Here is a 23148-nt window from a genome sequence, read left to right on the forward strand (position 1 = left end):
CGGACGGGCAAGGCCCGGCCCACCGGATCGGTCATTCAAGGGCGATGGGGCAGGGACTCTGCGGCTCTCGGCGGTGGCTCGCCGAGGGCCGTTTCGCTGTCCCGGAAGGGGAGCGTCAGACGGCGAGTTCGTACGCGGACCGGGCGTTCACCCAGGCGTCCACCTCGGACCAGCGGTAGCGCAGGTGGCGGCCGACCTTGTGCACGTTGGGGCCGATGCCCCGGTACTTCCACTGGTAGAGGGTCTTCACCGGCACGCCCAGGTAGGCGGCGGCCTCGGCCGGCGTGGCCAGCGGGCCACGCCTGGCGGCCTCGGCGGTGGCAGCGGTGGCAGCGGTGGTGGTGCTACGGGGAGAGGTATTCGGCACAGGGCTCCTTTTCGGTCTTGGACAGCGGGCCTGGACAACACAGCCACACCCCGGGCGGAAAAGTCCAGAGTTGGTTCTAAAACTCTCCAGCACTTCTCGGTGTGACCGGTGATTCCAAAATAGTAAGGGCGGATCGCCGGTTGCCGAAATCACCCCATCCGCCGACGCAATTCTCTGCGGCGAAACAGTCGGTCGAGCGAGCGCCCACGGACGTCACCACAGCTCACATGTGCCAGCGAGCAGCTATGAGAGCCACCGCCTCCTCGCTGGACAGTCGGGCGGAAATCCGTCTGAACTACCCATTTCGCGCACGCGAAGGGAAGTTAGCATGACGCCTCGCGGAAACAATTCGGGATGGCCGCGAATTACTGAGACGAATACCACTCTGCCCCCGAACGACTTCTATAGAGTTTGAGAACCAACTCTTGCCATAGCGCCCGGATGCAAGTTAAAGATATCTGTCATGGCATCCCGACCTGTCGAAATAGGCCCTGCCGGCCTCCACTCCGCCCGTGCTATCGAGCGCATACGCCTCGCGCGCGGCCTGACCCAGCACGAGCTCGCCGTCCGTTGCACCGCGCTGGGCCGCCCGATGACCAACGTCGCCCTCAGCCGCACGGAACGCGCCCGCCGCCGCTGCGACGTCGATGACCTCGTCACTATCGCCACAGCACTCGGCGTCCCTCCCGAGACGCTGCTCCTACCCCTTGTGTTGGCGACCGCTGCTGACCGGAGGGGGTGCTAATTGGCACGCGTTTGGATCGAGGACCGCATCGGTCACGCGGCGTACGTACGAGCCGTGGCTGAGGCCAAGCAGGCAGGCCGTACGCCCCCCGGGCGCTACCGCGTGCGCTGGTACGGCCCGGACGGCAAGCCCAAGATGAAGACACTTGCCCGCAAGATCGACGCCGACGCCGAGCGGCTGAGGATGGAGTCCCGCCTCAACGACGGCTCCTACCGCGACCCTGCCGCGGCTCGCGTGAAGTTCGCGGAGGTGGCGGACGCCTGGCTGGCCGCCCAGATCCACCTCAAGCGGTCAACTCGCAACCGGTACCGAGGTGTTCTCGACGTCCATGTGATCCCCCGGTGGGGCACCACGCCCCTGGAGCGCATCCACTTCGAGGACGTCGCCGAGTGGCTCGCCAACATGCTGTCCGGCGAGGCGACGGGCGGCCGGAAGCTCAGCCCGCGCTCGGTCCGCAAGGCGTACGTCATCCTCAGCCAGGTTCTCGGCTATGCGGTCAAGTCCCGTCGCCTGGGGGTCAATCCGGCAGTCGGTGTGCCCCTGCCGAAGGCGGCTCCGACCGACCACGTCTACCTCGACGACATGCAAGTCGATGCTCTGGCCAAGGCGGCAGGCGCCTACCGGGTGTTCATCCTGCTGCTGGCGTACACAGGTCTGCGCTGGGGCGAGGCGTCCGCGCTGAAGGTGGGCCGTGTCGACCTCGACGCCTGCCGGGCGCACATCGTCGAGGCGTACGTCGAGGACAACGGCAAGCTCTACCTCGACACCCCCAAGAACCACGAGCGTCGGTCCGTGCCGATCCCCCGGTTCCTGGCAGAGGAACTGAAGCCTCACATCCATGGGCGGGAAGATGAGGCACTGCTCTTCACGGCCCCGCAGGGCGGACCGCTGCGGGCCCGCAACTTCCGTCAGCGGTTCTTCGCACCGGCGGCCGCGAAGGCCGGGCTGGGGCATCTCAAGGTCACCCCGCACAAGCTGCGTCACACGGCGGCCTCGCTCGCCATCGCCAGCGGCGCGGACGTCAACGTCGTACAGGCGATGCTGGGCCACAAGTCCGCGACGCTGACCCTGGACACGTACGGGCATCTCTTCCCGGACCGCCTCGATGAGGTCTCGAAGAAGATGCACAAGCGGCGCGCCAAGCAGTTGGCCAAGGCGAAGGCCAAGCTGGAGAAGGCTGAGCGGATGGCCCGCGAGGCCGCCTACGCGGTGGCCGCCCTGGAGGAAGGTGTCGCGTGATGTGTGCCTAATCCGTGCCGGGAGCCATAACTGAAGGGTTGTCCCCCTGCATTGCTGTGGTGGGACAGCCCCCGTGCGTCTTTCCCCGGATCAGGTCAGCCGCGGTCGGCGGCCTTCCTCCCGAGCCTGGTCAATCGCAGCAGCGGCCGCATCCCCGGCCAGCCGCTCGATCTCCTCGGGTACCTCCCGCTCGTCGAGCACGAAGAGTCGGCCACCGATGAGACGGGTGGTCGTCTTCCAGCCGAGACGGCGGCCCGCCTCCCGAGCGGCACGCCGGACGTCCTTGAGTTCGCCCATGTCCGTAAGGTCATCGCCGCTCAGGATCAGCTGCCCGTAGTAGCCCTGGTACTCGGGCCTGAGGGCGGTCCGCATCAGCGACTCAAGCCGGTCGGCCAGCTTCTCGTACCGGCGCCGGGCCAGCTCATCCTTGACGGGCATCCTGCACAGCTCCCCACCATCCGCGCGCACGGCATGTGTGCCATATGTGTGCTGCAAGCGCAGGGGCCCTCCCGTCCGATGGACGGAAGGGCCCCTGAACTGGTGTTTTGCTGTGCCCCCGGCAGGATTCGAACCTGCGACACCCGCTTTAGGAGAGCGGTGCTCTATCCCCTGAGCTACGAAGGCGGGGTGTGGCGGCCACCCGGTGGCTGCCCATGACAGGGTAGCGGATCAGGGGTGGGGTGGGGGTCAGCCGTGGCCCGGCCGCACCGGTCCCGCCGCCGCCGTCGTGCCCTCTGCCGCGTGCGTCCGTGTCACCCGTACCCGGTACGTGCCGTCCAGGGCCGCGCTCGCCACGTGGATGGTGATGCCGGAGGACGGGTCCTTGAAGGTTTCTCCGGGGGAGAAGGGGGCGTCGGAGAGTTCGGCGTGGACGTTGGGGCTGCGGGTGCAGCCGCCGCTGTCGCGGTGGGCGTCCTGGACGGTGATGGGGCCGCGGCCGGTGTCGACGGAGGCGTCGACCTTGTAGACGAGGATGCCGGGCTTGCAGACGGACTCGTCGTTGCCGCCCTGCGTGCGCAGCTCCAGCGCGTACGCGGTGCGGTCGTCCAGCGGGACCATGACCAGCTTGCCGCCGGACTTCCGCGAGAGCGGGGAGAGGGTGTAGTCCGCGCTGCCCGCGGCCGTCGCGCAGCTCACCTGGGACGCGGGCAGCCAGCCCAGCTTCCACTTGTGCCAGCCCAGCAGGTCGTTGTTGGCCCCCCAGTCCTCGCTCATGATGTCCCAGTGCCCGACCGCGCTGCCCCCCTCCTGCGTGTACAGGTCCGGCAGCCCAAAGGTGTGCCCGTTCTCGTGCGGGAGCACCCGGTACCCCGTGTCCGCGTACGCGCCGGAGCCGTCGTCCTGGCGGGAGTAGACGAAGGAGGCGTTGGAGACCGGGGTGCCGTCGGCCACCGGGGCCTCGCCGTTGCCGGCGAAGGTCACGGAGAGGACCGTGTCCAGGGCGGAGGGGCCGGCGTTCGGGGTGACCAGTACGTTCAGCAGGTCGTACGAGCGGAAGTCCACGTCCGGGTCGGCGGCGGCGACGATGTCCCGCACCAGCTCCCGGTAGCCCGGGTCGAAGGGGGCGCCGCGCTCTATGCCGTAGTCCTTGAACGGCTTCGGCATCCGCAGCCAGGAGGTGATCGGGGTCTCGGGGCGGTAGTCGAGCCGGCCGTAGGACGCCTTGGCGAACCATTCCTGGGTCTTCGGGAAGAACTCGTGGAAGCGGTCCATCGGCTTGCCCTCGCCGGGGGTGTCCGGGAAGTCGACCATCAGGGTCAGGGCGTGAATGGTGCCGGTGGACCGGGAGTAGCTGGTGGAGGTGGGGAAGCCCTCGGTCATCTGGACCTCTGCCGCCCCCTGGATCATGCAGGGGGCCAGGGCGGCCGTGCGTATGAGGCCGATCGGCCCGGAGGTGATGCGCGCCGTGAGCTGCCCTGACCCGGCCGAGGTACTGACCGCGAAGGTCAGCGCGGTCACCGAGGCGAAGGCGGCCACACGGCGCCGGCGTATGCGGCGCGGGCGCGGGGATATGCGGCGGGGCGACTGCGGCTGCATGCACGACCTCCCGCTCCACGGCAGCCCCCGTCACCTGGCTGCGCCCATGGGCTCACCCTGTGTCGCCGGGGCCGTCGTCGCGCGCTGGGAGAGACCGAACGTGGGATTCCGGGAGGAGCAGGGGTGAATCGCCTACGGTTGGGGGTGGATCGACCGGGCGAACGGGGATCAGCGGCGCCCGGACCGGAATGTGGCTCAGGTCACATCCCGACGGGGAAATAACCGGGGAGGGCTTCCCCGTTTAGACCTGTGTCCGCGCGAAGCGGGGAGGTTCTCCCCGGATTGCAGGACGATGATCAGATCGCACTTGTCCCGACCCGTATAAGTCCCGACCCGTAGAGGTCCGGACCAGATCCCGACCCGTAGAGGTCCCGACCCGTAGAGATGGGGAGCCCGCCGTGTCCGCCGTGCGCACCGCACCCTCCGCCCGCAGAGCGTCGCCCCGGCCGCGTGCCGACGCGCTGCGCAACCGGGAGCGGATCATCACCGCCGCGCGGGAGATGTTCGTCGAGCACGGCCCCCAGGTGCCGCTGGACGACATCGCCCGTCGCGCGGGCGTCGGCAACGCCACCCTGTACCGCAACTTCCCCGACCGTGACGCCCTGGTCCGGGAGGTCCTGTGCTCCGTGATGGACCGTACGGCCGAGGCCGCGCAGGACGCCCTGGCCGAGACCGGCGACGCCTTCGCCGCACTGGAACACTTCGTGCACACCGCCGCCGACGAACGGATCGGCGCGCTCTGTCCGATGGTCTCCAGCGGCTTCGACCACCACCATCCCGACCTGGAGGCCGCGCGAGAGCGGGGGGAGGCCCTGATCGCCGAGGTCATGGACCGCGCCAAGGCGGCCGGACAGCTCCGTACCGACGTCGGTGTCGGTGACCTGATGGTCGCCGCAGCGCAGCTCAGCCGGCCCCCGGCCGGCACGGCCTGCTTCGACACCGACCGGTTCGTCCACCGCCATCTGCAGCTCCTCCTCGACGGACTGCGGGCACCGGCCCGCTCCGTCCTGCCCGGTGCGGCCGTGACCATGGAGGATCTGCGCCAGTGCTGAGCTGACGACCTGACCGACCTAACCGATCTGAAACGATCCGAACCGACCTGATCCACCTGACCCACCTGATCCACCTGACCCACCCCCAGCCACCCGGCCGCCGACGAGGGCGAGCCGGTGGGGCCCCGCACGCCCTGTGCGCGTACGACGCCGTACGACCGTGCCCTGCAAGTCCGACACGTCCGCCCGAAGTCCCGAACGGGGTACCCCCATGTCCGAAGCAGTCACCAAGCCGCCGCTGGCCACCGTGCCCGGCGGCGACGCCAACCGCTGGAAGGCGCTCGTCTTCATCGCGCTGGCCCAGCTGATGGTCGTCCTCGACGCCACCATCGTGAACATCGCGCTGCCCTCCGCCCAGCAGGACCTGGGCATATCCGACGGCAACCGGCAGTGGGTCGTCACCGCCTACGCCCTCGCCTTCGGCGGTCTGCTGCTCTTCGGCGGCCGCATCGCCGACCTGTGGGGCCGCAAGCGCGCCTTCCTGCTCGGCCTCGCCGGCTTCGCCGCCGCCTCCGCGCTCGGCGGCGCCGCCACCACCGGCGGGATGATGTTCGGCGCCCGCGCCCTCCAGGGTGTCTTCGGCGCCCTGCTCGCCCCGGCCGCGCTGTCCCTGCTGGCCGTGATGTTCACCGACGCCAAGGAGCGCGCCAAGGCGTTCGGCATCTACGGTGCCATCGCGGGCGGCGGCGGTGCCGTCGGCCTGATCCTCGGCGGCTTCCTCACCGAGTACCTCGACTGGCGCTGGACCTTCTTCGTCAACGTGCCCTTCGCCATCGTCGCCGCGGCCGGTGCCTGGTTCGTGATCCGGGAGCCCGAGGGCGGCCGCAACCGCTCCCCGCTGGACATCCCCGGCGTGTTCCTGTCCACGCTCGGCCTGGTCGCCCTGGTGTACGGCTTCACCCGCGCCGAGTCCGACGGCTGGAGCGACGCGGTCACCATCTCGATGTTCGTCGCCTCCGTGGTGCTGCTGCTGGCGTTCGTGCTGGTCGAGCAGCGGGTCAAGGCGCCGCTGCTGCCGCTGCGCGTGGTCGCCGACCGCAGCCGGGGCGGTATCTACCTCTCCCTCGGCCTCGCCATCATCGGCATGTTCGGCCTGTTCCTCTTCCTGACCTACTACCTCCAGGTCGTGAAGGGCTACTCCCCGGTCAAGACCGGCTTCGCGTTCCTGCCGATGGTCGCGGGCATGATCACCGGCTCCACCCAGATCGGCGCCCGCCTGATGATCCGGGTCCCGGCCCGGCTCCTGATGGGCCCCGGCTTCCTGCTCGCCGCGCTCGGCATGCTGCTGCTCACCCAGCTGGAGATCGGCTCCTCCTACGCGGCCCTGCTGCTGCCGGCGATGGTGCTGCTCGGCCTCGGCATGGGTACGGCCTTCATGCCGGCTATGTCGCTGGCGACCCAGGGCGTCGAGCCCCGGGACGCCGGTGTCGCCTCCGCGATGGTCAACACCTCGCAGCAGGTCGGCGGCGCGATCGGCACCGCTCTGCTGAACACCATCGCCGCGTCCGCGACCACCTCGTACGTCAAGGACCACATCGCGTCCGCGACCGCCCTGCCCCAGCAGCAGCTGGTGAAGCTGCAGGGCATGGTGCACGGCTACAGCAGCGCCATCTGGTTCGCCGTCGGCATCCTGGCGGTCGCCTCGCTGATCGCGTTCACCATGGTCGACGGGGGCAAGCCGGGCGCCGTCAGGATGGCCTCCGGTGACGGCGCCGAGGACGAGATCCCGGTGCCGGTGGTGGCCCACTGACCCCGGAATAGCTCAGCGGAGCCAGGGCAGGTCCGCACCCGCCTCGCTCGGCTGAAGGCCCTCGGCGACGATCTCCATGATCTCGCCGAGGGCCTTCTGCTGTGCGGGGCTCAGCCGGTCGAACAGCGCCTGCCGTACGGCGGTGACATGGCCGGGCGCGGTACGGCGCAGCACCTCGGCGCCCTCCTCGGTGAGCACCGCGAACTGGCCGCGCTTGTCCGAGGGGCAGTCCTCGCGGCGCACCCAGCCACTCTTCTCCAGCCGGGCGACGGCGTGCGAGAGCCGGGAGCGGGTGATCTTCGACCTCCGGGCCAGCTCGGTCATCCGCAGTCTTCGGCGCGGTGCCTCGGCGAGGCCGACGAGCAGGCCGTAGTAGATGTGCGGCATACCCGCGTCGCGCTGGAGCTGCCGGTCCAGGTGGTCCTCCAGAAGGGTGGTCGCGTGCATGTAGGCCCGCCAGACGCGCTGCTCCTCGTCGGCGAGCCAGCGAGGTCCGGAGGCCGGCGCCGTTGCCGGGGTGGATGCCGAGTTCATGTTCTCCACTGTACGAGCCACCTTCTTGAAATTTAAACAAGTCGGGCGTAATCTCAACGGTAGTGCTTGAGAGTTAAAGCAAAGCTGCGTAACCCGCCCCGGGAGGAGCCGTCATGCATGACACCGCCGAACCCACCACCGCTCCCGACCGCATGCCCGCCCTCTATCTCAGTCATGGCGCCCCGCCGCTCGCCGACGACCCCGTCTGGCCGGGCCAGCTCGCCGCCTGGTCGGCCGAACTGCCCCGCCCGAAGGCGATCCTGATGGTCTCCGCCCACTGGGAAGAGGCCCCCCTCGCCCTCGCCGCCACCTACACCGCCCCGCTGGTGTACGACTTCTGGGGCTTCCCCGAGCACTACTACCGCGTACGCTACGCCGCCCCCGGCGCCCCCGAACTGGCCGAATCCGTGCGCAAACTCCTGCGCGCCCCCGGCATCCCCGTCCAGGACGTGCCCGACCGGGGTCTCGACCACGGCGCCTACGTCCCGCTCGTGGAGATGTTCCCCGAGGCCGACATCCCGGTCCTCCAGATCTCCCTGCCCACCCTGGACCCGGCCCGGCTGCTGGACCTCGGCCGCAGACTCGCGCCGCTGCGCGACGAGGGGGTGCTGATCGTCGGGTCGGGCTTCTTCACCCACAACCTGGCGGCGCTGCGGCACGCCGGCGGGGTGCCGGGCTGGTCGGCCGAGTTCGACGACTGGGGCCGGGCCGCGCTGGACGCGGGTGACTGGGACGCGCTGCTGGACTTCGAGAAAAAGGCTCCGGCCGGAAAGCTCGCCCACCCGCGCACCGAACATTTCGCGCCACTGTTCGTCACGCTCGGCGCGGCCGGCGCGGACGCACACAGGTCGGTCATCGACGGCTTCTGGATGGGGCTGGCCAAGCGGTCGCTCCAGTTCGGCTGATATAGCCCGCGCGGCTCAGCCGGCCGTCAGATCCTTCTGGTACCAGGCCACGTCCCAGTAGCGGCCGAACTTGCGGCCGACCTCGCCGAACGTGCCCAGGTGCCGGAAGCCGAAGCGCGCGTGCAGCCGGGTGGACGCCTCGTTGGGCTGGGCGATGCCGGCGAAGGCGCGGTGCACGTCCTCCTCGGCCAGCGCGGCGAAGAGGGCCTCGTAGAGCAGGGTGCCCACGCCACGGCCGGCCGCGTGCGGGGCCAGGTAGACGGAGGTCTCCACCGAGGTGGCGTACGCGGCCTTCGGGCGGTGCGGGCCCGAGGTGGCGTACCCCAGGATCTCCGCCGATCCGGCGTCCGTGGCAACCAACAGGCGGTGCGGGCCGTCTTCCGGGTGGGACAGCAGCCACGGTCGCCGCTCCAGTGGAGCGAGGGGCACCGTGTCGAATGTGATGGCCGTCTCACGTACGTAGTGGTTGTACAGCGCTGTGAGGGCGTCCAGATCGGCCTCGGACCCCGGCCTGACCTGCGTTTCCGTACGGCTGGACGGCATGGCACCTCCCCGTGTGGCCCGACAGGGTACTGCATGATCAGATAAATCGGGGGGTCGGTTGGGAATTCTGTCCGGATTCCAGTCGTTGTTTCCCACGGATGCAGGGCACCCGAGGAGAGTCCCGAGGGAGAGTCCGGAGTGCCGAGCGTTCGCCAGGACCACCTGCCAGCCACCACCGCAAGGGAGCACGCATGGCAACCCGCGCCGTCGCCCGTCGTAAGTCCGCCATTGGGGGCACCTCCCAGGCTCCGGGCTCTGGGGGAAAGACGGCCGACTCGGCAAGCAGCGTCCGCGTGCGCGGCGGCGAGATCGCCGACCGCGACCTGGTCGGCATGTACCTCGACGAGATCGCGCGTACGCCCCTGCTCGACGCCGCCAAGGAGGTCGAGCTGTCCCAGACCATCGAGGCGGGCGTGTTCGCGCGCCAGGTCCTCGACGGCCAGGAGGAGACCGCCGCCGGGGCTTCCAGCGAGGAGCTGGAGGCGCTGTTCGACGAGGGCGAGCGGGCCAAGGACGTCTTCATCCGCTCCAACCTCCGCCTGGTCGTGGCCGTGGCGCGGCGCTATCCGCGCAGCGGCCTGCCCCTGCTCGACCTCATCCAGGAGGGGAACGCGGGCCTGGTGCGCGCGGTCGAGAAGTTCGACTACCGCAAGGGCTTCAAGTTCTCCACGTACGCGACCTGGTGGATACGCCAGGCCATCACCCGCTCGATAGCCGACCAGTCCCGCACCATCCGGCTCCCCGTCCACCTGGTGGAGGAGCTGGGCCGTATCCGGCGCGTCCAGCGCGAGTTCAACCGGGAGCACGGCCGGGACCCGGAGCCCGCGGAGATCGCCGCCGAGCTGGCCTCCACCCCGGAGCGGGTCACGGACGTGCTCGACTGGTCCCGTGACCCGGTCTCGCTGAACATGCCGGTGGACGACGACGGCGAGACCCAGTTCGGCGACCTGCTGGAGGACACCTCCGCGGTCTCCCCCGAGCAGTCGGTGCTGAGCCTGCTGCGCCGCGAGGAGCTGGACGACCTGATCGGCCGCCTGGACGACCGCACCGCCTCGATCATCAAGATGCGGTACGGCATCGAGGACGGCCGCGAGCGGACCCTCACCGAGGTCGGCAAGGAGCACGGACTGACCCGCGAGCGCATCCGCCAGATAGAGAAGCACGCGCTGATGGAACTGAAGAAGCTGGCCCGCGACACGGGGTTCGACGCGGCGGCGTAGCCCCCCCGGGGGGAGCGGGCGCGCGATACGGGCGAGTGTCCGGTGCGTTGGTGCCGGGTGCGCGGCCGTACGCGCGGTACGGTCGGCGCCGGGTGTGTGAGCGGCGCCCGGTGTGCGACCGGCTCGTCCGGAGGCGCGCGGCGGCGGAAGACGGCGCGAACATGGCGCGGTACCGTCGCTTGAACGCCTCGGGGCGAGGGAACAACCCTTGCGGGCCCAGGAGCCGAGGCTCCGGGGGCCGCACCGGCACCTTGCTCGGACACCTTGCTCGAAGTCGTACCGCGCGGCGTCCCCACCGCCGCCCCGCTCGACCGGATTACCGCCCCGGAAACGGGCGGCCACCGACCAGTTCCGACGTCATCCCCCCCCGGCGTCGGGACTCCCGGCCGGGCCCCGGCGCCACCCCCCCCCGGCGCTGGGGCCCGGCTTTTTTCTAGCGCCCGGCAGATCCGGGCGCGGGCATGGCACAGCGGGCCACCCCGCACCTGAACCACGGGGTGACCCGCCGAATGGCAGATTCTGCCACAGGGGCATAGCCTGCCGAGGTGAGCGCCCCTCGTACCACCCGTAATACCGGCGACACCGACAGCACCGGCACCACCGCCCGAAGGCGTTCCTTTCCGGCCTCTCCGGCGGGCTCCCTCACCGAGCGCCGCAAGGCCGAGACCCGCATGGAGATCGCCCGCGCCGCCGCGACCCTCTTCGTCCGGCAGGGCCTGCGAGCCACCCGCGCCGAGGACATCGCCCACGCGGCGGGCATCGCACCGCGCACCTTCTACCGCTACTTCGCCTCCAAGGAGGAGGCGGTGGCCCCGCTGTACGCGACCGGCGCCCAGCTCTGGACCGAGGCCGTCCGCGCGGCCCCGGCCCACCTCGCCCTCCCCGAGGCCCTCCGGCACGCCGTGGACCGCACCCTCGCCCCGGGTGTCGGCGTCTCCGCGTCCGCCTGGGAATGGGCCCGCACCCTCATCCGCATGGCCCACACCAGCCCGGCCCTCGGCAAGGTCTGGGCGGAGGTCTGCCAGGCGTCGGAGACGGAACTCGCGGAGGCGCTGGCCGAGCGGCTCACACCGGCCGGCGACAACGGCGACAACGGCGACAGCGGTGACGACGGCGACAGCGGTGACGACGGCGACAGCGGTGCCGAGGCGACGGAGGCGGCGACGGCCGCGGCGGAGGCGGCCAGCCCCCATCTCCGCTTCGCCGCCGCCGTCGCGGGCGCCGCCGTACGCGTCGCCGTGGAGACCTGGGCCCTCACCGAGGCCGCGCCGACGGGCCCGGCCGGCCCCGCCGCCCTGGCCGTCGGCAACCTGGTGGCCCTGGGCGACTTCGCCTGGGAGGCCCCTCAGGGCTGAGGGGCCGCACGCAGCAGCCGCGCCCCCAACTCCCGTACCTCAGCGGCCAGTACGTCCGGACTGCGGACCGTGAACTCGTGCCCGGTCATCGCCAGCCGGACCGCCAGCCACTCCACCGGGTCGCCGGTGGTGCCGTGCAGCACGCTGTGGCCGGGGCCGTCCGGTGCGGGGGTGCCGAACCAGTGCGGAAGGCGGGCGGCGACCTGGTCGGCGGGGGCCGCGAAGCGGACGGTGAACTCCCAGGTCTCGTTGCGCCGCCGGATCGAACGGCGCAGGTACTCCGCCGCGTCGCCGGAGGGGAGTTCGCGCGGGGTGAAGCGGGCGCCGGTGGCGAAGGGCTCGCTGATCCGGTCCACGCGGAAGGTGCGCCAGTCCGCGCGGTCGAGGTCGTAGGCGACGAGGTACCAGCGCCGCCCGGTGGACACCAGCCGGTACGGCTCGGTCAGCCGGCGCGAGTCGCTGCCGTCACCGGCGCGGTAGGCGAACCGGAGCCGCTCGTCACCGGCGATCGTGGACGCGATCACGGTCAGCGTCTCCGGCGCGATGGTCGGGCCGTCGCCGCTGGTCAGCGGGGTGGTCGCGGCCTGGAGGGTGGCCACCTGGCGGCGCAGCCGGGCCGGGAGCACCTGCTCCAGCTTGGCCAGCGCCCGCACCGACGCCTCGTCCACCCCCTCCACCGCGTGTCCGGCACCGGCGCGCAGGCCGACCGCGATGGCGACCGCCTCCTCGTCGTCCAGCACCAGCGGCGGCATCGCCTTGCCCGCGACCAGCCGGTACCCGCCCTCCGCGCCCTTGCTGGCCTGCACCGGATAGCCCAGCTCGCGCAGCCGGTCGATGTCGCGCCGGACCGTACGGCGGGACACCCCGAGCCGGCCGGCCAGCTCGCCGCCGGGCCATTCGCGCGGGGTCTGGAGGAGGGACAGGAGCGTCAGCAGCCGAGCCGGGGTGTCCGTCGTCATGCGTCCGAGCATGCCGCATATCTAGGACACGTTCTGTCCTACTGGTTCACTAGTCTGGAGTACATGACCTCAACGGAACAGACCTCCGGCGCTGACCGGCGCCGCTGGATCGCGCTCGCCATCGTGATGACCGCGGCCTTCATGGACCTCGTGGACGTGACGATCGTGAACATAGCCATCCCCTCCATCCAGCGGGACGAGGGCGCTTCGTTCGGCCAGATCCAGTGGATCACCGCGGGGTACGCGCTGGCGTTCGCGGCCGGTCTGATCACCGGCGGGCGGCTCGGCGACATCCACGGCCGCAGGCGGCTGTTCCTGCTCGGCGTCGGCGGCTTCACCCTCGCCTCGGCGCTGTGCGGCTTCGCCGTCGACCCGGCGATGCTGGTCGCGGCCCGCATCCTCCAGGGCGGCATGGCCGCGATGATGGTCCCGCAGGTGCTCTCCATCGTGCACGCCACCTTCCCCGCTCATGAACGCGGCAAGGTCTTCGGGCTGTTCGGCGCGGTCGTCGGCCTCGGCGCGGTCTCCGGCCCGCTGCTCGGCGCCCTGCTGACGGAGTGGAACCTGTTCGGGCTCGAGTGGCGGCCCATCTTCCTGATCAACCTGCCCGTCGGCATCGCCGCCGTGCTGCTCGGCCGCCGCTACATCACCGAGTCCCGCGCACCCCGGGCCCTCAAGCTGGACCTCGTCGGCGTCGCCCTGGTCACCCTCGGCCTGCTGATGCTGCTCTACCCGCTCACCCGGGGCCGTGAGCTGGGCTGGCCGCTGTGGGGCCACCTGATGATGGCGGGCTCCCTCCCGGTCTTCGCCGTGCTGGTCGCGTACGAGCGGCGCAAGGCGTCCCGCGACGGCTCCCCGCTGGTCGAGCTGTCGCTGTTCCGGGTCCGGAGCTTCGCCGCCGGTATCGCCGTACAGACCGTGTTCGGGATCGCGCTCGGTGTGTTCTTCCTGGTCTGGACGCTGTACATGCAGATCGGCCTCGGCTGGAGCGTGCTGCGCGCCGGGCTGACGGGGGTGCCGTTCTCGCTCGCGGTCTCGACGGCCGCCGCGCTGTCGGTGCAGTTCCTGGTGCCGCGCTTCGGCCGCAAGGTGCTCCAGGCCGGCGCCCTGACGATGGGGCTCGGCGTGCTCATCTACATCTGGGAGTCCGACCGGTACGGCCTTGCCATCGCCTCCTGGCAGATGGCGCTCCCGCTGGTCGTGATGGGTGTCGGCATGGGCCTGATCGTGGCCCCGCTGACCGACGCGATCCTCTCCGAGGTGCCGCGCGAGCACGCCGGATCGGCCTCCGGCCTGATCAACACCGTGCAGCAGATGGGCAACGCGCTCGGGCTCGGCCTGGTGTCCGTCGTCTTCTTCGGGCAGATCGCCGACCGGCTGACCCCGGCGCAGGTGGGCCCGGCCTTCACCGGCGCCTTCCAGCACGCGCTGTGGTGGGTGGCCGGGGTGATGGGCGTGATCTTCCTGCTGATGTCCGCGCTGCCCAAGCGGCCTGCCCAGCATGTGGAGGGCGGGCCGGCCAGGGACCAGGGGGGCCAGGGGGACCAGGAGGACCAGGAACCGGAGCTGGTGTCCTGACAGCCCCTGCGCTTCCGTTCATGTCCGAATGAAGCCCGAACTTGTTTACTTTCCGAAAACGCGGGCGTACTCTCCCAGTGAAACCACACGTTCGGGCATGAGTCGGGGCGGTGGGCGAAGGCTGCGGAGGCGGGCGGACATGTACGGACCGGAGCGTCAGCAGGAGATCCTCCGGCTCGCCCGTGACGGCGGCCGGGTGGACGTGCTGTCGCTGGCCGAGGTGTTCCAGGTCACGGCGGAGACCATCCGCCGGGACCTGAAGGCGCTCGACCGTGCGGGCCTGGTCCGCCGGGTGCACGGCGGCGCCATCCCGGCCGGCCGCCTCGACTTCGAGCCCGACCTCACCGAACGCGAGTCCACCGCCGCCGACGAGAAGGACCGCATCGCCAAGGCGGCCCTCGCCGAACTCCCCGCCGACGGCACGGTCGTCCTCGACGCGGGCACCACCGTGGCCCGCCTCGCCGGCGCGATCCCGCTGGAGGCGACGCTCACCGTCGTCACCCACAGCCTGCCGATCGCCGCCCGCCTCGCCGACCACCCCGGCCTCCAGCTCCACCTGGTCGGCGGCCGCGTCCGCAACCGCACCCGCGCCGCCGTCGACGCCTGGGCCCTGCGTGCCTACGGCGAGATCCGCGCCGACGTGGCCTTCGTCGCCGCCAACGGCTTCTCCGCCGAGCACGGCCTGTCCACCCCCGACCTCGCCGAGGCCGCCGTCAAGCGCGCGGCCGTCGCAGCCGCCCGCCGGGTGGTCCTGCTCGCGGACTCCGCCAAGCACGGCCAGGAGCACTTCGCCCGCTTCGGCGGCCTGGGCGACGTGGACCTGCTGATCACCGACAGCGGGCTCAGCCCCGACGACGCGGCCGTCATCGAGCGCGGCGGCACGGAAGTAGTACGCGCGTGATCCTCACCGTCACCCCCAACCCCTCCCTGGACCGCACCTACGAGGTCCCCGTCCTGGAGCGCGGCGAGGTCATCCGGGCCTCGGGGGAGCGCACGGACCCCGGCGGCAAGGGCGTCAACGTCTCCCGCGCGGTCGCCGCGGCCGGCCGGCGCACCCTCGCCGTGCTGCCGCTCGGCGGCGCGCCCGGCGCCCTGATCGCCGAGCTGCTCGACGCCCAGGGCATCGAGGTCGCGCCCGTACCCGTCGCCGGGGCCACCCGGTCCAACATCGCGCTGGCGGAGGCGGACGGTGTCCTGACGAAGATCAACGCGCCGGGCCCGGAGCTGACCCCGGCCGAGCAGGAGTCGCTCCTCGGCGCCGTGCGCACGCACTCGGCCGACGCCGACTGGATCGCCTGCTGCGGCAGCCTCCCCCTCGGCCTCGCCCCGTCCTGGTACGCCGATGTCGTCGCCCGCGCCCACTCGGCGGGCGCCCGCATCGCGCTGGACACCTCGGGACCGGCCCTGCTCCAGGCGCTGCGCGCCCGGCCCGACGTGGTCAAGCCCAACGCCGAGGAACTGTCCGCCGCCGTCGGCCGCCCGCTGCTCACCGTGGGCGACGCGGTCAAGGCGGCCGAGGAGCTGCGGGCGATGGGCGCCCGCGCGGTCCTGGCCAGCCTGGGCGCCGACGGGCAGTTGCTGGTGGACGACGACGGCGCCTGGTTCGGCACCGCCCGCGTGGCCGCCGTCCGCAGCAACGTCGGCGCGGGGGACTCCTCCCTCGCCGGGTTCCTGATCGCCGGGGGCAGCGGGCCCGAGGCCCTCGCCTCCGCCGTGGCGCACGGCGCGGCCGCCGTCCAGCTGCCGGGCAGCGTGATGCCGACACCGGCCGACCTGGACCCCGCCTCGGTCACGGTCACGACGGACGTCCCCGTCGACCTGGTGCTGACGGAGCCGGTGTCATGACCGGCCCGCACCGGCGGCCCGCCGCCCCCCGTACCCACCTCCACGTCCCCCACGTCCCCCACACCTCCATTCATGGTGCGCCCACCCCAGACAGCAGGGCGATACGCGAGCAAAGGAGCCCGCGATGAGCGAGATGATCAGCGCGGACCTGGTCGACCTCGACCTGTCCGCCGAGAGCAAGGAAGCGGCGGCGCGTGCCCTCGCCGAGCGCATGGTGGCCGAGGGGCGGGTGACCGACCTGGACGGCTTCCTCGCCGACGTGGCCGCCCGTGAGGCCCAGATGCCGACCGGTCTCGACGGCGGCATCGGCATCCCGCACTGCCGCAGCGAGCACGTCACCGAGCCGACGCTCGCCTTCGGGCGCAGCGCCGCCGGAGTCGACTTCGGCGCGCCGGACGGCCCGGCCGACCTGATCTTCCTGATCGCGGCCCCGGCCGGAGCGGATGACGCCCACCTCACGATCCTCTCCGCGCTGGCCCGGCAGCTGATGAACACCGAGTTCACGGACGCGCTGCGCGGGGTGTCCGACGCGGAGACCGCGGCGGCGCTGGTAAGGGGGGACGTGACTCCTGCCGAGGCCGCGCAGGGTGCGGCTGCCGGACAGGCCACCGACACCGCCACGGCGCCGGCGGCGGCCTCCGCCGGCGCCGCGGCGGGCAGTACCACCCCGGAGCCCGCCGCGGCCGCGGAGGAGCGCCCGTTCCGTATCGTCGCCGTCACCTCCTGCCCCACCGGCATCGCCCACACCTACATGGCCGCCGAGTCGCTGGAGAACGCCGGCCGTGAGGCGGGCGTCGAGGTGATCGTCGAGACGCAGGGCTCGGCCGGCTTCACCCGGCTCGACCCGGCGGTGATCGAGGCGGCCGACGGTGTGGTCTTCGCCCACGACGTGCCGGTGCGCGAGAAGGACCGTTTCGCCGGCAAGCCCACCGTGGACGTCGGCGTGAAGGCGGGCATCAACCGCCCCGCCCAACTCATCTCCGAGGTCCGCGCCAAGGCGGAACGCGGCGAGGCGACCGCCCCGGCGGGCGCGGGAGCCACCCCCGTGGACCGCGCGGGTGACTCCACCGAGGGCTACGGCACCAAGCTCCGCAAGTGGCTGATGTCCGGCGTCAGTTACATGGTCCCGTTCGTCGCGGCGGGCGGTCTGCTCATCGCCCTGGGCTTCGCCGTCGGCGGCTGGACGGTGAAGAAGGCGCCCTCCGTCATGGACCACTTCGTGTGGACCCAGTCCGACAGCTGGGGCGCGCTGCTTTTCCAGATCGGCGGCATGGCGTTCAACTTCCTGGTCCCGGTGCTCGCCGGGTACATCGCCTACGGCATGGCCGACCGGCCGGGCCTCGTCCCCGGCTTCGTCGGCGGCGCGATCTCGCTCAGCATCAACGCGGGCTTCCTCGGCGGCCTCGCGGCCGGTTTGATCGCCGGTGGCGTGGTGCTGGCGATCCAGCGGGTGCGGATACCGGCGGCCCTGCGCGGCATCATGCCGGTGGTGGTGATCCCGCTGATCTCCTCGGCGGTCGTCGGCTTCCTGATGTTCGTGGTGATCGGCAAGCCCATCGCCGCCGCCCAGAAGGGCATGACCGACTGGCTGAACGGCCTCACCGGCACCAACGCCGTCCTGCTCGGCGCGCTCCTCGGCCTGATGATGTGCTTCGACCTGGGCGGTCCGGTCAACAAGGTCGCCTACACCTTCGCCACCGCCGGTATCGCGGTCGCCGGTCCCAGTGACTCCGCGATGACGATCATGGCCGCGGTGATGGCCGCCGGCATGGTCCCGCCGCTGGCCATGGCCCTGGCCACGACCGTGCGCGGCAAGCTCTTCACCCCGGCCGAGCGGGAGAACGGCAAGGCCGCCTGGGTGCTCGGCGCCTCCTTCATCTCCGAGGGCGCGATCCCGTTCGCCGCCGCCGACCCGCTGCGGGTCATCCCGTCCGCGATGGTGGGCGGCGCGGTCACCGGTTCGCTGTCGATGATGTTCGACGCGACGCTGCGCGCCCCGCACGGCGGCATCTTCGTGGTCCCGCTGATCGGCAACCCGTTCCTCTACCTCGTCGCCATCGCGGCCGGCGTCTGTGTCAGCACCGCCCTGGTCGTCGTCCTCAAGGGCATGCGCAAGCCGGCCCAGGGCACCCCGGCCGCCGACTCGGCCGAGAGCGCGGCGGCGGGGGAGAAGGGGAGCAAGCAGCCCGTGGCCGCCTGAGCCCCGTCGCACCCGTAAGCGTCCCCCCGGCTACCCCGTCGGCGACCCCGCCGGGGGGACGCGGGGTGTCGCGGGGTCGGCCCAGGAGCCTTCAGCCGGGCCGGGCCGCGCGGTGCTCCATGGCGTCGCGGGCCGCGTCCGGGGTGGCGTACACCTCGCACATGTGGCGGCCGTCGGGGGTGGCGGTGTGCTCGACCTCCCACAGGGAGATCTCCCGGCCGTCCCGCAGCAGGAACGCGTGCTCGTACAGCGCGAAGCTCATCCCGGCCCGCGCGGTGCGGCCGGTGCGGCCGAATGCCTGGGTGATCTCGTGCGCCGCCGCCGTGGCCAGCAGCGCCGACAGCTCCTCGTCCTTGCCGGGGTGGTCCGGGTTCTCCGCCCGGCGCAGCAGCCTGCGGGCGTGGTCCGGGGAGTTGTCCGCCACGTAGGCGTGCCGGGGCTCGGGTACGGCCCCCAGCTCGGTCAGCACCGGCAGCTCGAGGTCCGAGGTGTCGTACGGCAGCGCCAGCCGCGCCGTGGCGGTGTGCAGCTCCTCCTCGTCGAGATACACCTCGTGCTGCGCCTCCGCGCCCGGCGCGGTGTTGTGCGCCAGCTCCCAGAGCGTGACCGCCGAGCCGTCCGCGAGCAGCCAGGTGTGCCGGTACGTCTCCCGGTGCAGGCCCGCGCTGTGGTGGGCGGAGTGCAGCGAACTGTCGTGCGCCAGCGCGCAGTCCAGCTCTCTGAGGACCTCGTCGGGCAGCTCGAACGAGTTCAGGGCACGGCCGAGAAGTCGCGCGAGGTGCTCCTCCGGAGACTCGGGCGACTGGGCGGACTCGTACTCCGCCGTCTCGTACGGAACGCTCAAGGTGTCTCCCGGCGTCGCTGCATGTCACCTGGTGGGTGCATACCGTAGCCCCTCGATCGGACATCATGTCCGGGAACTGGGAAACGTATCCGAGTAAACGCGGGGCGTGGCCGGATGGTTCCCGGTCGGCGGCCGAATTGCCCTGCCGGGCAAGGCTTTTCTTCTCTTGTGCACCCCTCCGTCACCTATCGTCTCGCGCGCGACGTCCCGTACAGCTCCTCGTACGACGGCCACGCCCCGCCCGGCTCCGACACCGGGTGCGCGGCGCGTACGGCGCGGGTGACGGCGCGGGTCACCAGGTCCGCGCCGGCGGCCAGGATCTCGTTCAGCGCGGCCGGCGCCGGGTCCAGCGGGCGGGCGCCGGTGGCCAGGGTGAACACCGTGTCGCCGTCGTGCAGCAGGTGCACCGGCCGGACGGCGCGCGCGATGCCGTCGTGCGCCGTGCCCGCCACCTTCTGCGCCTGCGCCTTGGAGAGGTCCGCGTCGGTGGCCACCACGGCGAGCGTGGTGTTCAGCGGGGGCGGTGCGTTCCGCGCGGCGACCTCGTCCAGCCGGCGCCGGGCCGCCTCCCGCACCCCCGGCTCCGGGTACACCACCGGCCCGTCGAACAACTCCCCGTACAGCACGCCCGTTTCAGCGTCCAGTACGGCACCGGCGGAGTTCACCACCACGAGCGCGCCCACGGTGACCCCGGAGCCGAGCACCACGCTCGCGGTACCCACCCCGCCCTTGAGGCACCCCGCGACCGCCCCGGTCCCGGCCCCCACGGACCCTTCGCCCACCGGCGCACCCGGCGCGCTCGCGGCGGCCGCCTCCACCGCGGCCCGCCCCATCCCGGCGTCGGGACGGGCCCGGAAGTCCCCGCCGCGCCCCAGGTCGAAGAGGCAGGCCGCCGGCACGACCGGCACCACATGCCCCGCCTCGGGCCCCACGCGCACCCCCCGCCCCCGCTCCTCCAGCCAGCCCATCACCCCCGACGCGGCATCCAGCCCGTACGCGCTCCCTCCGGCAAGCACGACGGCGTCCACCCGCCCCACCACGTTGCGTGGGTCCAGCGCGTCGGTCTCCTTGGTGCCGGGTCCCCCGCCCCGCACATCCACGGCGGCCACGGCGCCGCCCGCCGGCGCGAGCACCACGCTCACCCCGCTGAGCCACCCGTCCCCCCACCGGCCCGCGTGCCCGACCCGGACCCCACCGACATCCGTCAACGCCCCAGCCGTCGTCATACCGGCAGTCTGGCCCACCGCTCCGTCCGCCGACGACGGCGGTGCGCGGTGTCTCCGTCCGGTTGCAGCTGCCCGACTGCGGGCCCGGCCCGAGCGGTGCCGGAAGGTGTGGATGAGGGGGCTCCGGACGGCGGGGTCCATGTGATGGGCGCCGGGGATCACCGGGTCAGGAGCCGCGGGGATCGTCCATACCGTCGTCCCGGCGGGTCCGTGCGGCGGGCGGGTCCGTGCGGCGGGCGCCGGAACGTGCTCGCCGCCGGACCGTACCCTGGAGGCATGAGCGACACCCCCGCACCCGAGCCGCGCGACCCGAAGGCCGCGCTCGTCTTCGACGACCCGCTGAACCAGCAGTCCTCGGACGACACGGACCGGGGGTGGGGCGATCGTCCGGCCGGCGACAGCGCCGCCGACCTCAGGCGTTTCCTCGACGAGAAGCCGCCCCACCACCTCTGAACGGTGCGGAGGGCTCGCGTCAGCGCCCGTCCGGCCCGGCCGCGCGCTGCCGGGTGACCGTCCCGTCCGCCGCGCCCGTGCGCTGGGCGACCAGCAGGTCGCGGATGTCCTGGAGGACCTCCAGCTCCGTCACCGGGTCCGGCTCCGGCTCGGTCCTGCCGGTGCGGGCCTGCTTGCGGGCCTCCTGGCGGGCCAGGTACCTCGTCATCGGCAGCACCATCAGGAAGTACACCACCGCCGCGGTGATCAGGAAGTTCAGCGCGGCCCCGGCCACCGAGCCCCAGAGGATCTGCACGCCGCCCTCGGCGCTGCCGTCCGCTCCCGGCTTGCAGGGGTCCTTCAGGCAGTACGTGTAGTGGTCCAGGTTCTTGGTGCCGATCGCGCCGACCAGCGGGTTGATGACGCCCTTCACCACCGAGGTGACGATGCTGGTGAAGGCGGCACCGATGACCACGGCGACCGCCAGGTCGATGACGTTGCCGCGCATCAGGAAGGCTTTGAAGCCGTCCAGAATGCTCGTCGCTTCCTTCTTCGCATTCACCTCGGTGAGTCTCCTCGTCATGTACACAGGCTGGGGAACAGAGCGCTCCGCAACCTACGTCAAGGTGCGGCCACCCTGTCCAGTCCCGCAGCTCTATCGAGCGACTTGACCGCACGCTTCCGGAAATGTCGCCGGCAAGGTTCACCACAGCGTCACCGCCAGCCTGGCCAGGGGATTCGCCCCCACCAGCCGAGCCGCCGTGGCACGGGGCACCGCCAGCACGACCAGCGCCCCCTCGGTGACGCTTCCCTCACCGGCACCCGCCGCCCGGTCGGCACCCGGGCCCAGCGGCTCCGGCAGCCGCACCACCCGCGCCCCGCGCGCCAGCACCCGCGCCGGCCCGCCACCCGCCGAGCGCTCCTCGGCCGCGACCACGTCCACCCGGTCACCCGGGCGCAGCAGCCGCACCGCGGCCGCGTCGGCGATGCGCACCGGGGCCCGGACCAGCTCACCAGGGCCGTGCCCGCGCGCCGGACCGGCGGCCGGGTGCCCCCGGGGCCGCTCGGCGGACGCAGTGCCGCCGCCCGGCGAGCGGGGGCCGGCCGCCACCAGCGCCGCCGCCGTCACCGCCAGTCCCGCCGTGACCGCCCGGCCCCGGTACCGCGCCAGCCGCCCCGCCGCCCCGGCCCCGCCCCGCACGCGCAGAGGCGGGAAGAAGGGGAGCTGACAGGTCGCCGGGGCGTCGGTCCCGAGCGGGCGGGGCACACGGAAGGGGGGAGCGGGGACGGTGTTCGGGTTCACGGACATCTGGATCACCACCTGCGACGAGGGAACGCTCTGCGATCCCCACGATGACCCGCCCGGCAGAACCCCGCCGGCGCCCGTGGACAACCCACCGGTTGTGGAAAACTCCGTCACCCGAACGAGAAACGCCGCCCCGCCGCCCCGCCGCCCCGCGCCTACGGCAGCGGTATCCCCGGCTCCATCCCCCCGAGCGCCCCCACGCACAGACAGTCCCGCTCATCCGTGGCCGGCAGCCCCGCCACCGCGTCGAACAGCACTCCCCGCAGCCGGTCCACGTTGGCCGCGAACACCCGCAGCACCTCGTCGTGGGACACGCCCTCGCCGGTCTCCGCGCCCGCGTCCAGGTCGGTGACCAGCGTCAGGGAGGTGTAGCAGAGCTCCAGTTCACGGGCGAGCGCCGCCTCCGGATGCCCGGTCATCCCCACCACCGACCAGCCCTGCGCCTGATGCCACAGGGACTCGGCGCGGGTGGAGAAGCGCGGCCCCTCCACCACGACCAGCGTGCCGCCGTCCACCGGGGTCCAGTCCCGCGACCGGGCCGCCTTCAGCGCGATGCTCCGCCCGGCCGGGCAGTACGGGTCGGCCAGCGACACATGCACCACGTTGGGCACGGTCCCGTCCGGCAGCGGGAGCCCGTCGAAATAGGTCTGCTGCCGCGCCTTGGTGCGGTCGACCAGCTGGTCCGGCACCAGCAGCGTGCCCGGACCGTACTCCGGCCGCAGCCCGCCCACCGCGCACGGCCCGAGAACCTGGCGGACGCCCAGCGAACGCAGTGCCCACAGGTTGGCCCGGTAGTTGATGCGATGCGGCGGGAGGTGGTGCCCGCGCCCGTGCCGGGGCAGGAAGGCCACCCGCCGGCCCGCGATCTCGCCCACGAAGACGGAGTCGGAGGGCGCCCCGTAGGGGGTGTCCACCTGGACCTCGGTCACGTCGTCGAGGAAGGAGTAGAAGCCCGAGCCGCCGATTACGCCGATCTCTGCGTTCGCCATGTCCAGCACCCTAACGGGCCAC

23 protein-coding genes and 1 tRNA gene are annotated in these 23148 nt (G+C 72.2%); 12 read left to right on the forward strand and 12 right to left on the reverse strand.

Annotated features, from left to right (window positions below):
- Window positions 1–115: 115 nt before the first annotated feature.
- Complete coding sequence (locus tag ACFWN1_RS03565) at window positions 116–367, reverse strand: helix-turn-helix transcriptional regulator (RefSeq protein WP_384357754.1); 252 nt, start codon at window positions 365–367, stop codon at window positions 116–118.
- Between the two features lie 463 nt (window positions 368–830).
- Here ACFWN1_RS03565 and ACFWN1_RS03570 point away from each other — a divergent pair, with 463 nt between their 5' ends.
- The gene (locus ACFWN1_RS03570) at window positions 831–1112 is read left to right on the forward strand and encodes a helix-turn-helix domain-containing protein (RefSeq protein ID WP_384357756.1); all 282 of its coding nucleotides are present in this window, start codon (window positions 831–833) and stop codon (window positions 1110–1112) included.
- On the forward strand, window positions 1113–2351 hold the full coding sequence (locus ACFWN1_RS03575; RefSeq protein ID WP_384357758.1) for a tyrosine-type recombinase/integrase: 1239 nt from the start codon (window positions 1113–1115) through the stop codon (window positions 2349–2351).
- 90 nt (window positions 2352–2441) lie between these two features.
- Here ACFWN1_RS03575 and ACFWN1_RS03580 read toward each other — a convergent pair whose 3' ends face one another.
- The 3 genes from ACFWN1_RS03580 to ACFWN1_RS03590 form a co-directional block, all read right to left on the reverse strand.
- Window positions 2442–2789, reverse strand: a complete 348-nt coding sequence (locus ACFWN1_RS03580) for a hypothetical protein (protein WP_384357760.1) — start codon at window positions 2787–2789, stop codon at window positions 2442–2444.
- 113 nt (window positions 2790–2902) lie between these two features.
- Window positions 2903–2975: transfer RNA gene (locus ACFWN1_RS03585), tRNA-Arg, on the reverse strand.
- A 63-nt stretch (window positions 2976–3038) separates the two neighbouring features.
- Complete coding sequence (locus tag ACFWN1_RS03590; RefSeq protein ID WP_384357762.1) at window positions 3039–4388, reverse strand: M6 family metalloprotease domain-containing protein; 1350 nt, start codon at window positions 4386–4388, stop codon at window positions 3039–3041.
- Window positions 4389–4786: 398 nt separating this feature from the next.
- Between ACFWN1_RS03590 and ACFWN1_RS03595 the strand changes: the two genes are divergently transcribed.
- Window positions 4787–5440: a TetR/AcrR family transcriptional regulator gene (locus tag ACFWN1_RS03595; RefSeq protein WP_384357764.1), complete on the forward strand. Its 654-nt coding sequence runs from the start codon at window positions 4787–4789 to the stop codon at window positions 5438–5440.
- Between the two features lie 211 nt (window positions 5441–5651).
- Window positions 5652–7190 (forward strand): MFS transporter, encoded by a 1539-nt coding sequence (locus ACFWN1_RS03600; protein WP_384357766.1) that lies wholly within the window; start codon window positions 5652–5654, stop codon window positions 7188–7190.
- A 12-nt stretch (window positions 7191–7202) separates the two neighbouring features.
- On the opposite strand, the gene ACFWN1_RS03605 is transcribed toward ACFWN1_RS03600, so the two are convergent.
- Window positions 7203–7724, reverse strand: a complete 522-nt coding sequence (locus tag ACFWN1_RS03605; RefSeq protein WP_384357768.1) for a MarR family winged helix-turn-helix transcriptional regulator — start codon at window positions 7722–7724, stop codon at window positions 7203–7205.
- A 113-nt stretch (window positions 7725–7837) separates the two neighbouring features.
- Between ACFWN1_RS03605 and ACFWN1_RS03610 the strand changes: the two genes are divergently transcribed.
- On the forward strand, window positions 7838–8629 hold the full coding sequence (locus tag ACFWN1_RS03610; protein ID WP_384357770.1) for a dioxygenase: 792 nt from the start codon (window positions 7838–7840) through the stop codon (window positions 8627–8629).
- A 15-nt stretch (window positions 8630–8644) separates the two neighbouring features.
- On the opposite strand, the gene ACFWN1_RS03615 is transcribed toward ACFWN1_RS03610, so the two are convergent.
- Entirely contained in the window at window positions 8645–9172 is a 528-nt protein-coding gene (locus tag ACFWN1_RS03615) for a GNAT family N-acetyltransferase (RefSeq protein ID WP_384357772.1), read from the reverse strand.
- A gap of 191 nt (window positions 9173–9363) precedes the next feature.
- Between ACFWN1_RS03615 and ACFWN1_RS03620 the strand changes: the two genes are divergently transcribed.
- Window positions 9364–10392 (forward strand): RNA polymerase sigma factor RpoD/SigA, encoded by a 1029-nt coding sequence (locus tag ACFWN1_RS03620; protein WP_384357774.1) that lies wholly within the window; start codon window positions 9364–9366, stop codon window positions 10390–10392.
- A 671-nt stretch (window positions 10393–11063) separates the two neighbouring features.
- Complete coding sequence (locus tag ACFWN1_RS03625; protein WP_384357832.1) at window positions 11064–11747, forward strand: TetR/AcrR family transcriptional regulator; 684 nt, start codon at window positions 11064–11066, stop codon at window positions 11745–11747.
- Here the strand turns inward: ACFWN1_RS03625 and ACFWN1_RS03630 are convergent.
- Window positions 11738–12706, reverse strand: coding sequence for a helix-turn-helix transcriptional regulator (locus ACFWN1_RS03630; RefSeq protein ID WP_384357776.1), 969 nt, complete (start codon window positions 12704–12706; stop codon window positions 11738–11740). The genes ACFWN1_RS03625 and ACFWN1_RS03630 overlap by 10 nt on opposite strands.
- Before the next feature lie 63 nt (window positions 12707–12769).
- On the opposite strand from ACFWN1_RS03630, the gene ACFWN1_RS03635 reads away from it, so the two are divergent.
- The 4 genes from ACFWN1_RS03635 (at window position 12770) to ACFWN1_RS03650 (ending at window position 18329) form a co-directional block, all read left to right on the forward strand.
- A complete protein-coding gene (locus ACFWN1_RS03635) occupies window positions 12770–14284 on the forward strand; it encodes an MFS transporter (protein WP_384357778.1) in 1515 nt (504 codons plus the stop codon).
- 139 nt (window positions 14285–14423) lie between these two features.
- Window positions 14424–15185, forward strand: coding sequence for a DeoR/GlpR family DNA-binding transcription regulator (locus tag ACFWN1_RS03640; RefSeq protein WP_384357780.1), 762 nt, complete (start codon window positions 14424–14426; stop codon window positions 15183–15185).
- Complete coding sequence (gene pfkB / locus ACFWN1_RS03645) at window positions 15182–16129, forward strand: 1-phosphofructokinase (RefSeq protein WP_384357782.1); 948 nt, start codon at window positions 15182–15184, stop codon at window positions 16127–16129. Before ACFWN1_RS03640 ends, pfkB begins: the two co-directional genes overlap by 4 nt.
- 124 nt (window positions 16130–16253) lie before the next feature.
- Window positions 16254–18329 carry a fructose-specific PTS transporter subunit EIIC gene (locus tag ACFWN1_RS03650; protein ID WP_384357784.1) on the forward strand — a complete coding sequence of 692 codons (2076 nt, stop codon included), beginning with the start codon at window positions 16254–16256 and terminating at the stop codon, window positions 18327–18329.
- 91 nt (window positions 18330–18420) lie between these two features.
- Here the strand turns inward: ACFWN1_RS03650 and ACFWN1_RS03655 are convergent, their stop codons facing one another.
- Together ACFWN1_RS03655 and ACFWN1_RS03660 are read right to left on the reverse strand one after the other, a co-directional pair.
- Window positions 18421–19173, reverse strand: coding sequence for a DUF6227 family protein (locus ACFWN1_RS03655; protein WP_384357786.1), 753 nt, complete (start codon window positions 19171–19173; stop codon window positions 18421–18423).
- A gap of 185 nt (window positions 19174–19358) precedes the next feature.
- Window positions 19359–20399, reverse strand: coding sequence for a P1 family peptidase (locus ACFWN1_RS03660; RefSeq protein WP_384357788.1), 1041 nt, complete (start codon window positions 20397–20399; stop codon window positions 19359–19361).
- A gap of 276 nt (window positions 20400–20675) precedes the next feature.
- Between ACFWN1_RS03660 and ACFWN1_RS03665 the strand changes: the two genes are divergently transcribed.
- Window positions 20676–20852: a hypothetical protein gene (locus ACFWN1_RS03665; protein ID WP_384357790.1), complete on the forward strand. Its 177-nt coding sequence runs from the start codon at window positions 20676–20678 to the stop codon at window positions 20850–20852.
- A gap of 19 nt (window positions 20853–20871) precedes the next feature.
- Here the strand turns inward: ACFWN1_RS03665 and mscL are convergent, their stop codons facing one another.
- The 3 genes from mscL to ACFWN1_RS03680 form a co-directional block, all read right to left on the reverse strand.
- Window positions 20872–21414 carry a large conductance mechanosensitive channel protein MscL gene (gene mscL, locus ACFWN1_RS03670; RefSeq protein ID WP_384357792.1) on the reverse strand — a complete coding sequence of 181 codons (543 nt, stop codon included), beginning with the start codon at window positions 21412–21414 and terminating at the stop codon, window positions 20872–20874.
- A 120-nt stretch (window positions 21415–21534) separates the two neighbouring features.
- Window positions 21535–22140 carry an RcpC/CpaB family pilus assembly protein gene (locus ACFWN1_RS03675; protein ID WP_384357794.1) on the reverse strand — a complete coding sequence of 202 codons (606 nt, stop codon included), beginning with the start codon at window positions 22138–22140 and terminating at the stop codon, window positions 21535–21537.
- A gap of 152 nt (window positions 22141–22292) precedes the next feature.
- Window positions 22293–23126: an S-methyl-5'-thioadenosine phosphorylase gene (locus ACFWN1_RS03680; protein WP_384357796.1), complete on the reverse strand. Its 834-nt coding sequence runs from the start codon at window positions 23124–23126 to the stop codon at window positions 22293–22295.
- Between the last annotated feature and the right edge of the window lie 22 nt (window positions 23127–23148).

Source organism: Streptomyces sp. NPDC058459 (genome assembly GCF_042721685.1).
Lineage (GTDB): Bacteria > Actinomycetota > Actinomycetes > Streptomycetales > Streptomycetaceae > Streptomyces.

What these genes read in the sequence shown, in the direction of transcription:
- ACFWN1_RS03600 (WP_384357766.1), top strand. Translation starts at nt 5,652, where the DNA reads ATGTCCGAAGCAGTCACCAAGCCGCCGCTGGCCACCGTGCCCGGCGGC.
- ACFWN1_RS03605 (WP_384357768.1), bottom strand. Translation starts at nt 7,724, where the DNA reads ATGAACTCGGCATCCACCCCGGCAACGGCGCCGGCCTCCGGACCTCGC.
- ACFWN1_RS03590 (WP_384357762.1), bottom strand. Translation starts at nt 4,388, where the DNA reads ATGCAGCCGCAGTCGCCCCGCCGCATATCCCCGCGCCCGCGCCGCATA.
- ACFWN1_RS03620 (WP_384357774.1), top strand. Translation starts at nt 9,364, where the DNA reads ATGGCAACCCGCGCCGTCGCCCGTCGTAAGTCCGCCATTGGGGGCACC.
- mscL (WP_384357792.1), bottom strand. Translation starts at nt 21,414, where the DNA reads ATGACGAGGAGACTCACCGAGGTGAATGCGAAGAAGGAAGCGACGAGC.
- ACFWN1_RS03580 (WP_384357760.1), bottom strand. Translation starts at nt 2,789, where the DNA reads ATGCCCGTCAAGGATGAGCTGGCCCGGCGCCGGTACGAGAAGCTGGCC.
- ACFWN1_RS03665 (WP_384357790.1), top strand. Translation starts at nt 20,676, where the DNA reads ATGAGCGACACCCCCGCACCCGAGCCGCGCGACCCGAAGGCCGCGCTC.
- ACFWN1_RS03640 (WP_384357780.1), top strand. Translation starts at nt 14,424, where the DNA reads ATGTACGGACCGGAGCGTCAGCAGGAGATCCTCCGGCTCGCCCGTGAC.
- ACFWN1_RS03660 (WP_384357788.1), bottom strand. Translation starts at nt 20,399, where the DNA reads ATGACGACGGCTGGGGCGTTGACGGATGTCGGTGGGGTCCGGGTCGGG.
- ACFWN1_RS03675 (WP_384357794.1), bottom strand. Translation starts at nt 22,140, where the DNA reads ATGTCCGTGAACCCGAACACCGTCCCCGCTCCCCCCTTCCGTGTGCCC.
- ACFWN1_RS03625 (WP_384357832.1), top strand. Translation starts at nt 11,064, where the DNA reads ATGGAGATCGCCCGCGCCGCCGCGACCCTCTTCGTCCGGCAGGGCCTG.
- ACFWN1_RS03680 (WP_384357796.1), bottom strand. Translation starts at nt 23,126, where the DNA reads ATGGCGAACGCAGAGATCGGCGTAATCGGCGGCTCGGGCTTCTACTCC.
- ACFWN1_RS03615 (WP_384357772.1), bottom strand. Translation starts at nt 9,172, where the DNA reads ATGCCGTCCAGCCGTACGGAAACGCAGGTCAGGCCGGGGTCCGAGGCC.
- ACFWN1_RS03650 (WP_384357784.1), top strand. Translation starts at nt 16,254, where the DNA reads ATGAGCGAGATGATCAGCGCGGACCTGGTCGACCTCGACCTGTCCGCC.
- ACFWN1_RS03635 (WP_384357778.1), top strand. Translation starts at nt 12,770, where the DNA reads ATGACCTCAACGGAACAGACCTCCGGCGCTGACCGGCGCCGCTGGATC.
- ACFWN1_RS03570 (WP_384357756.1), top strand. Translation starts at nt 831, where the DNA reads ATGGCATCCCGACCTGTCGAAATAGGCCCTGCCGGCCTCCACTCCGCC.
- ACFWN1_RS03610 (WP_384357770.1), top strand. Translation starts at nt 7,838, where the DNA reads ATGCATGACACCGCCGAACCCACCACCGCTCCCGACCGCATGCCCGCC.
- ACFWN1_RS03630 (WP_384357776.1), bottom strand. Translation starts at nt 12,706, where the DNA reads ATGACGACGGACACCCCGGCTCGGCTGCTGACGCTCCTGTCCCTCCTC.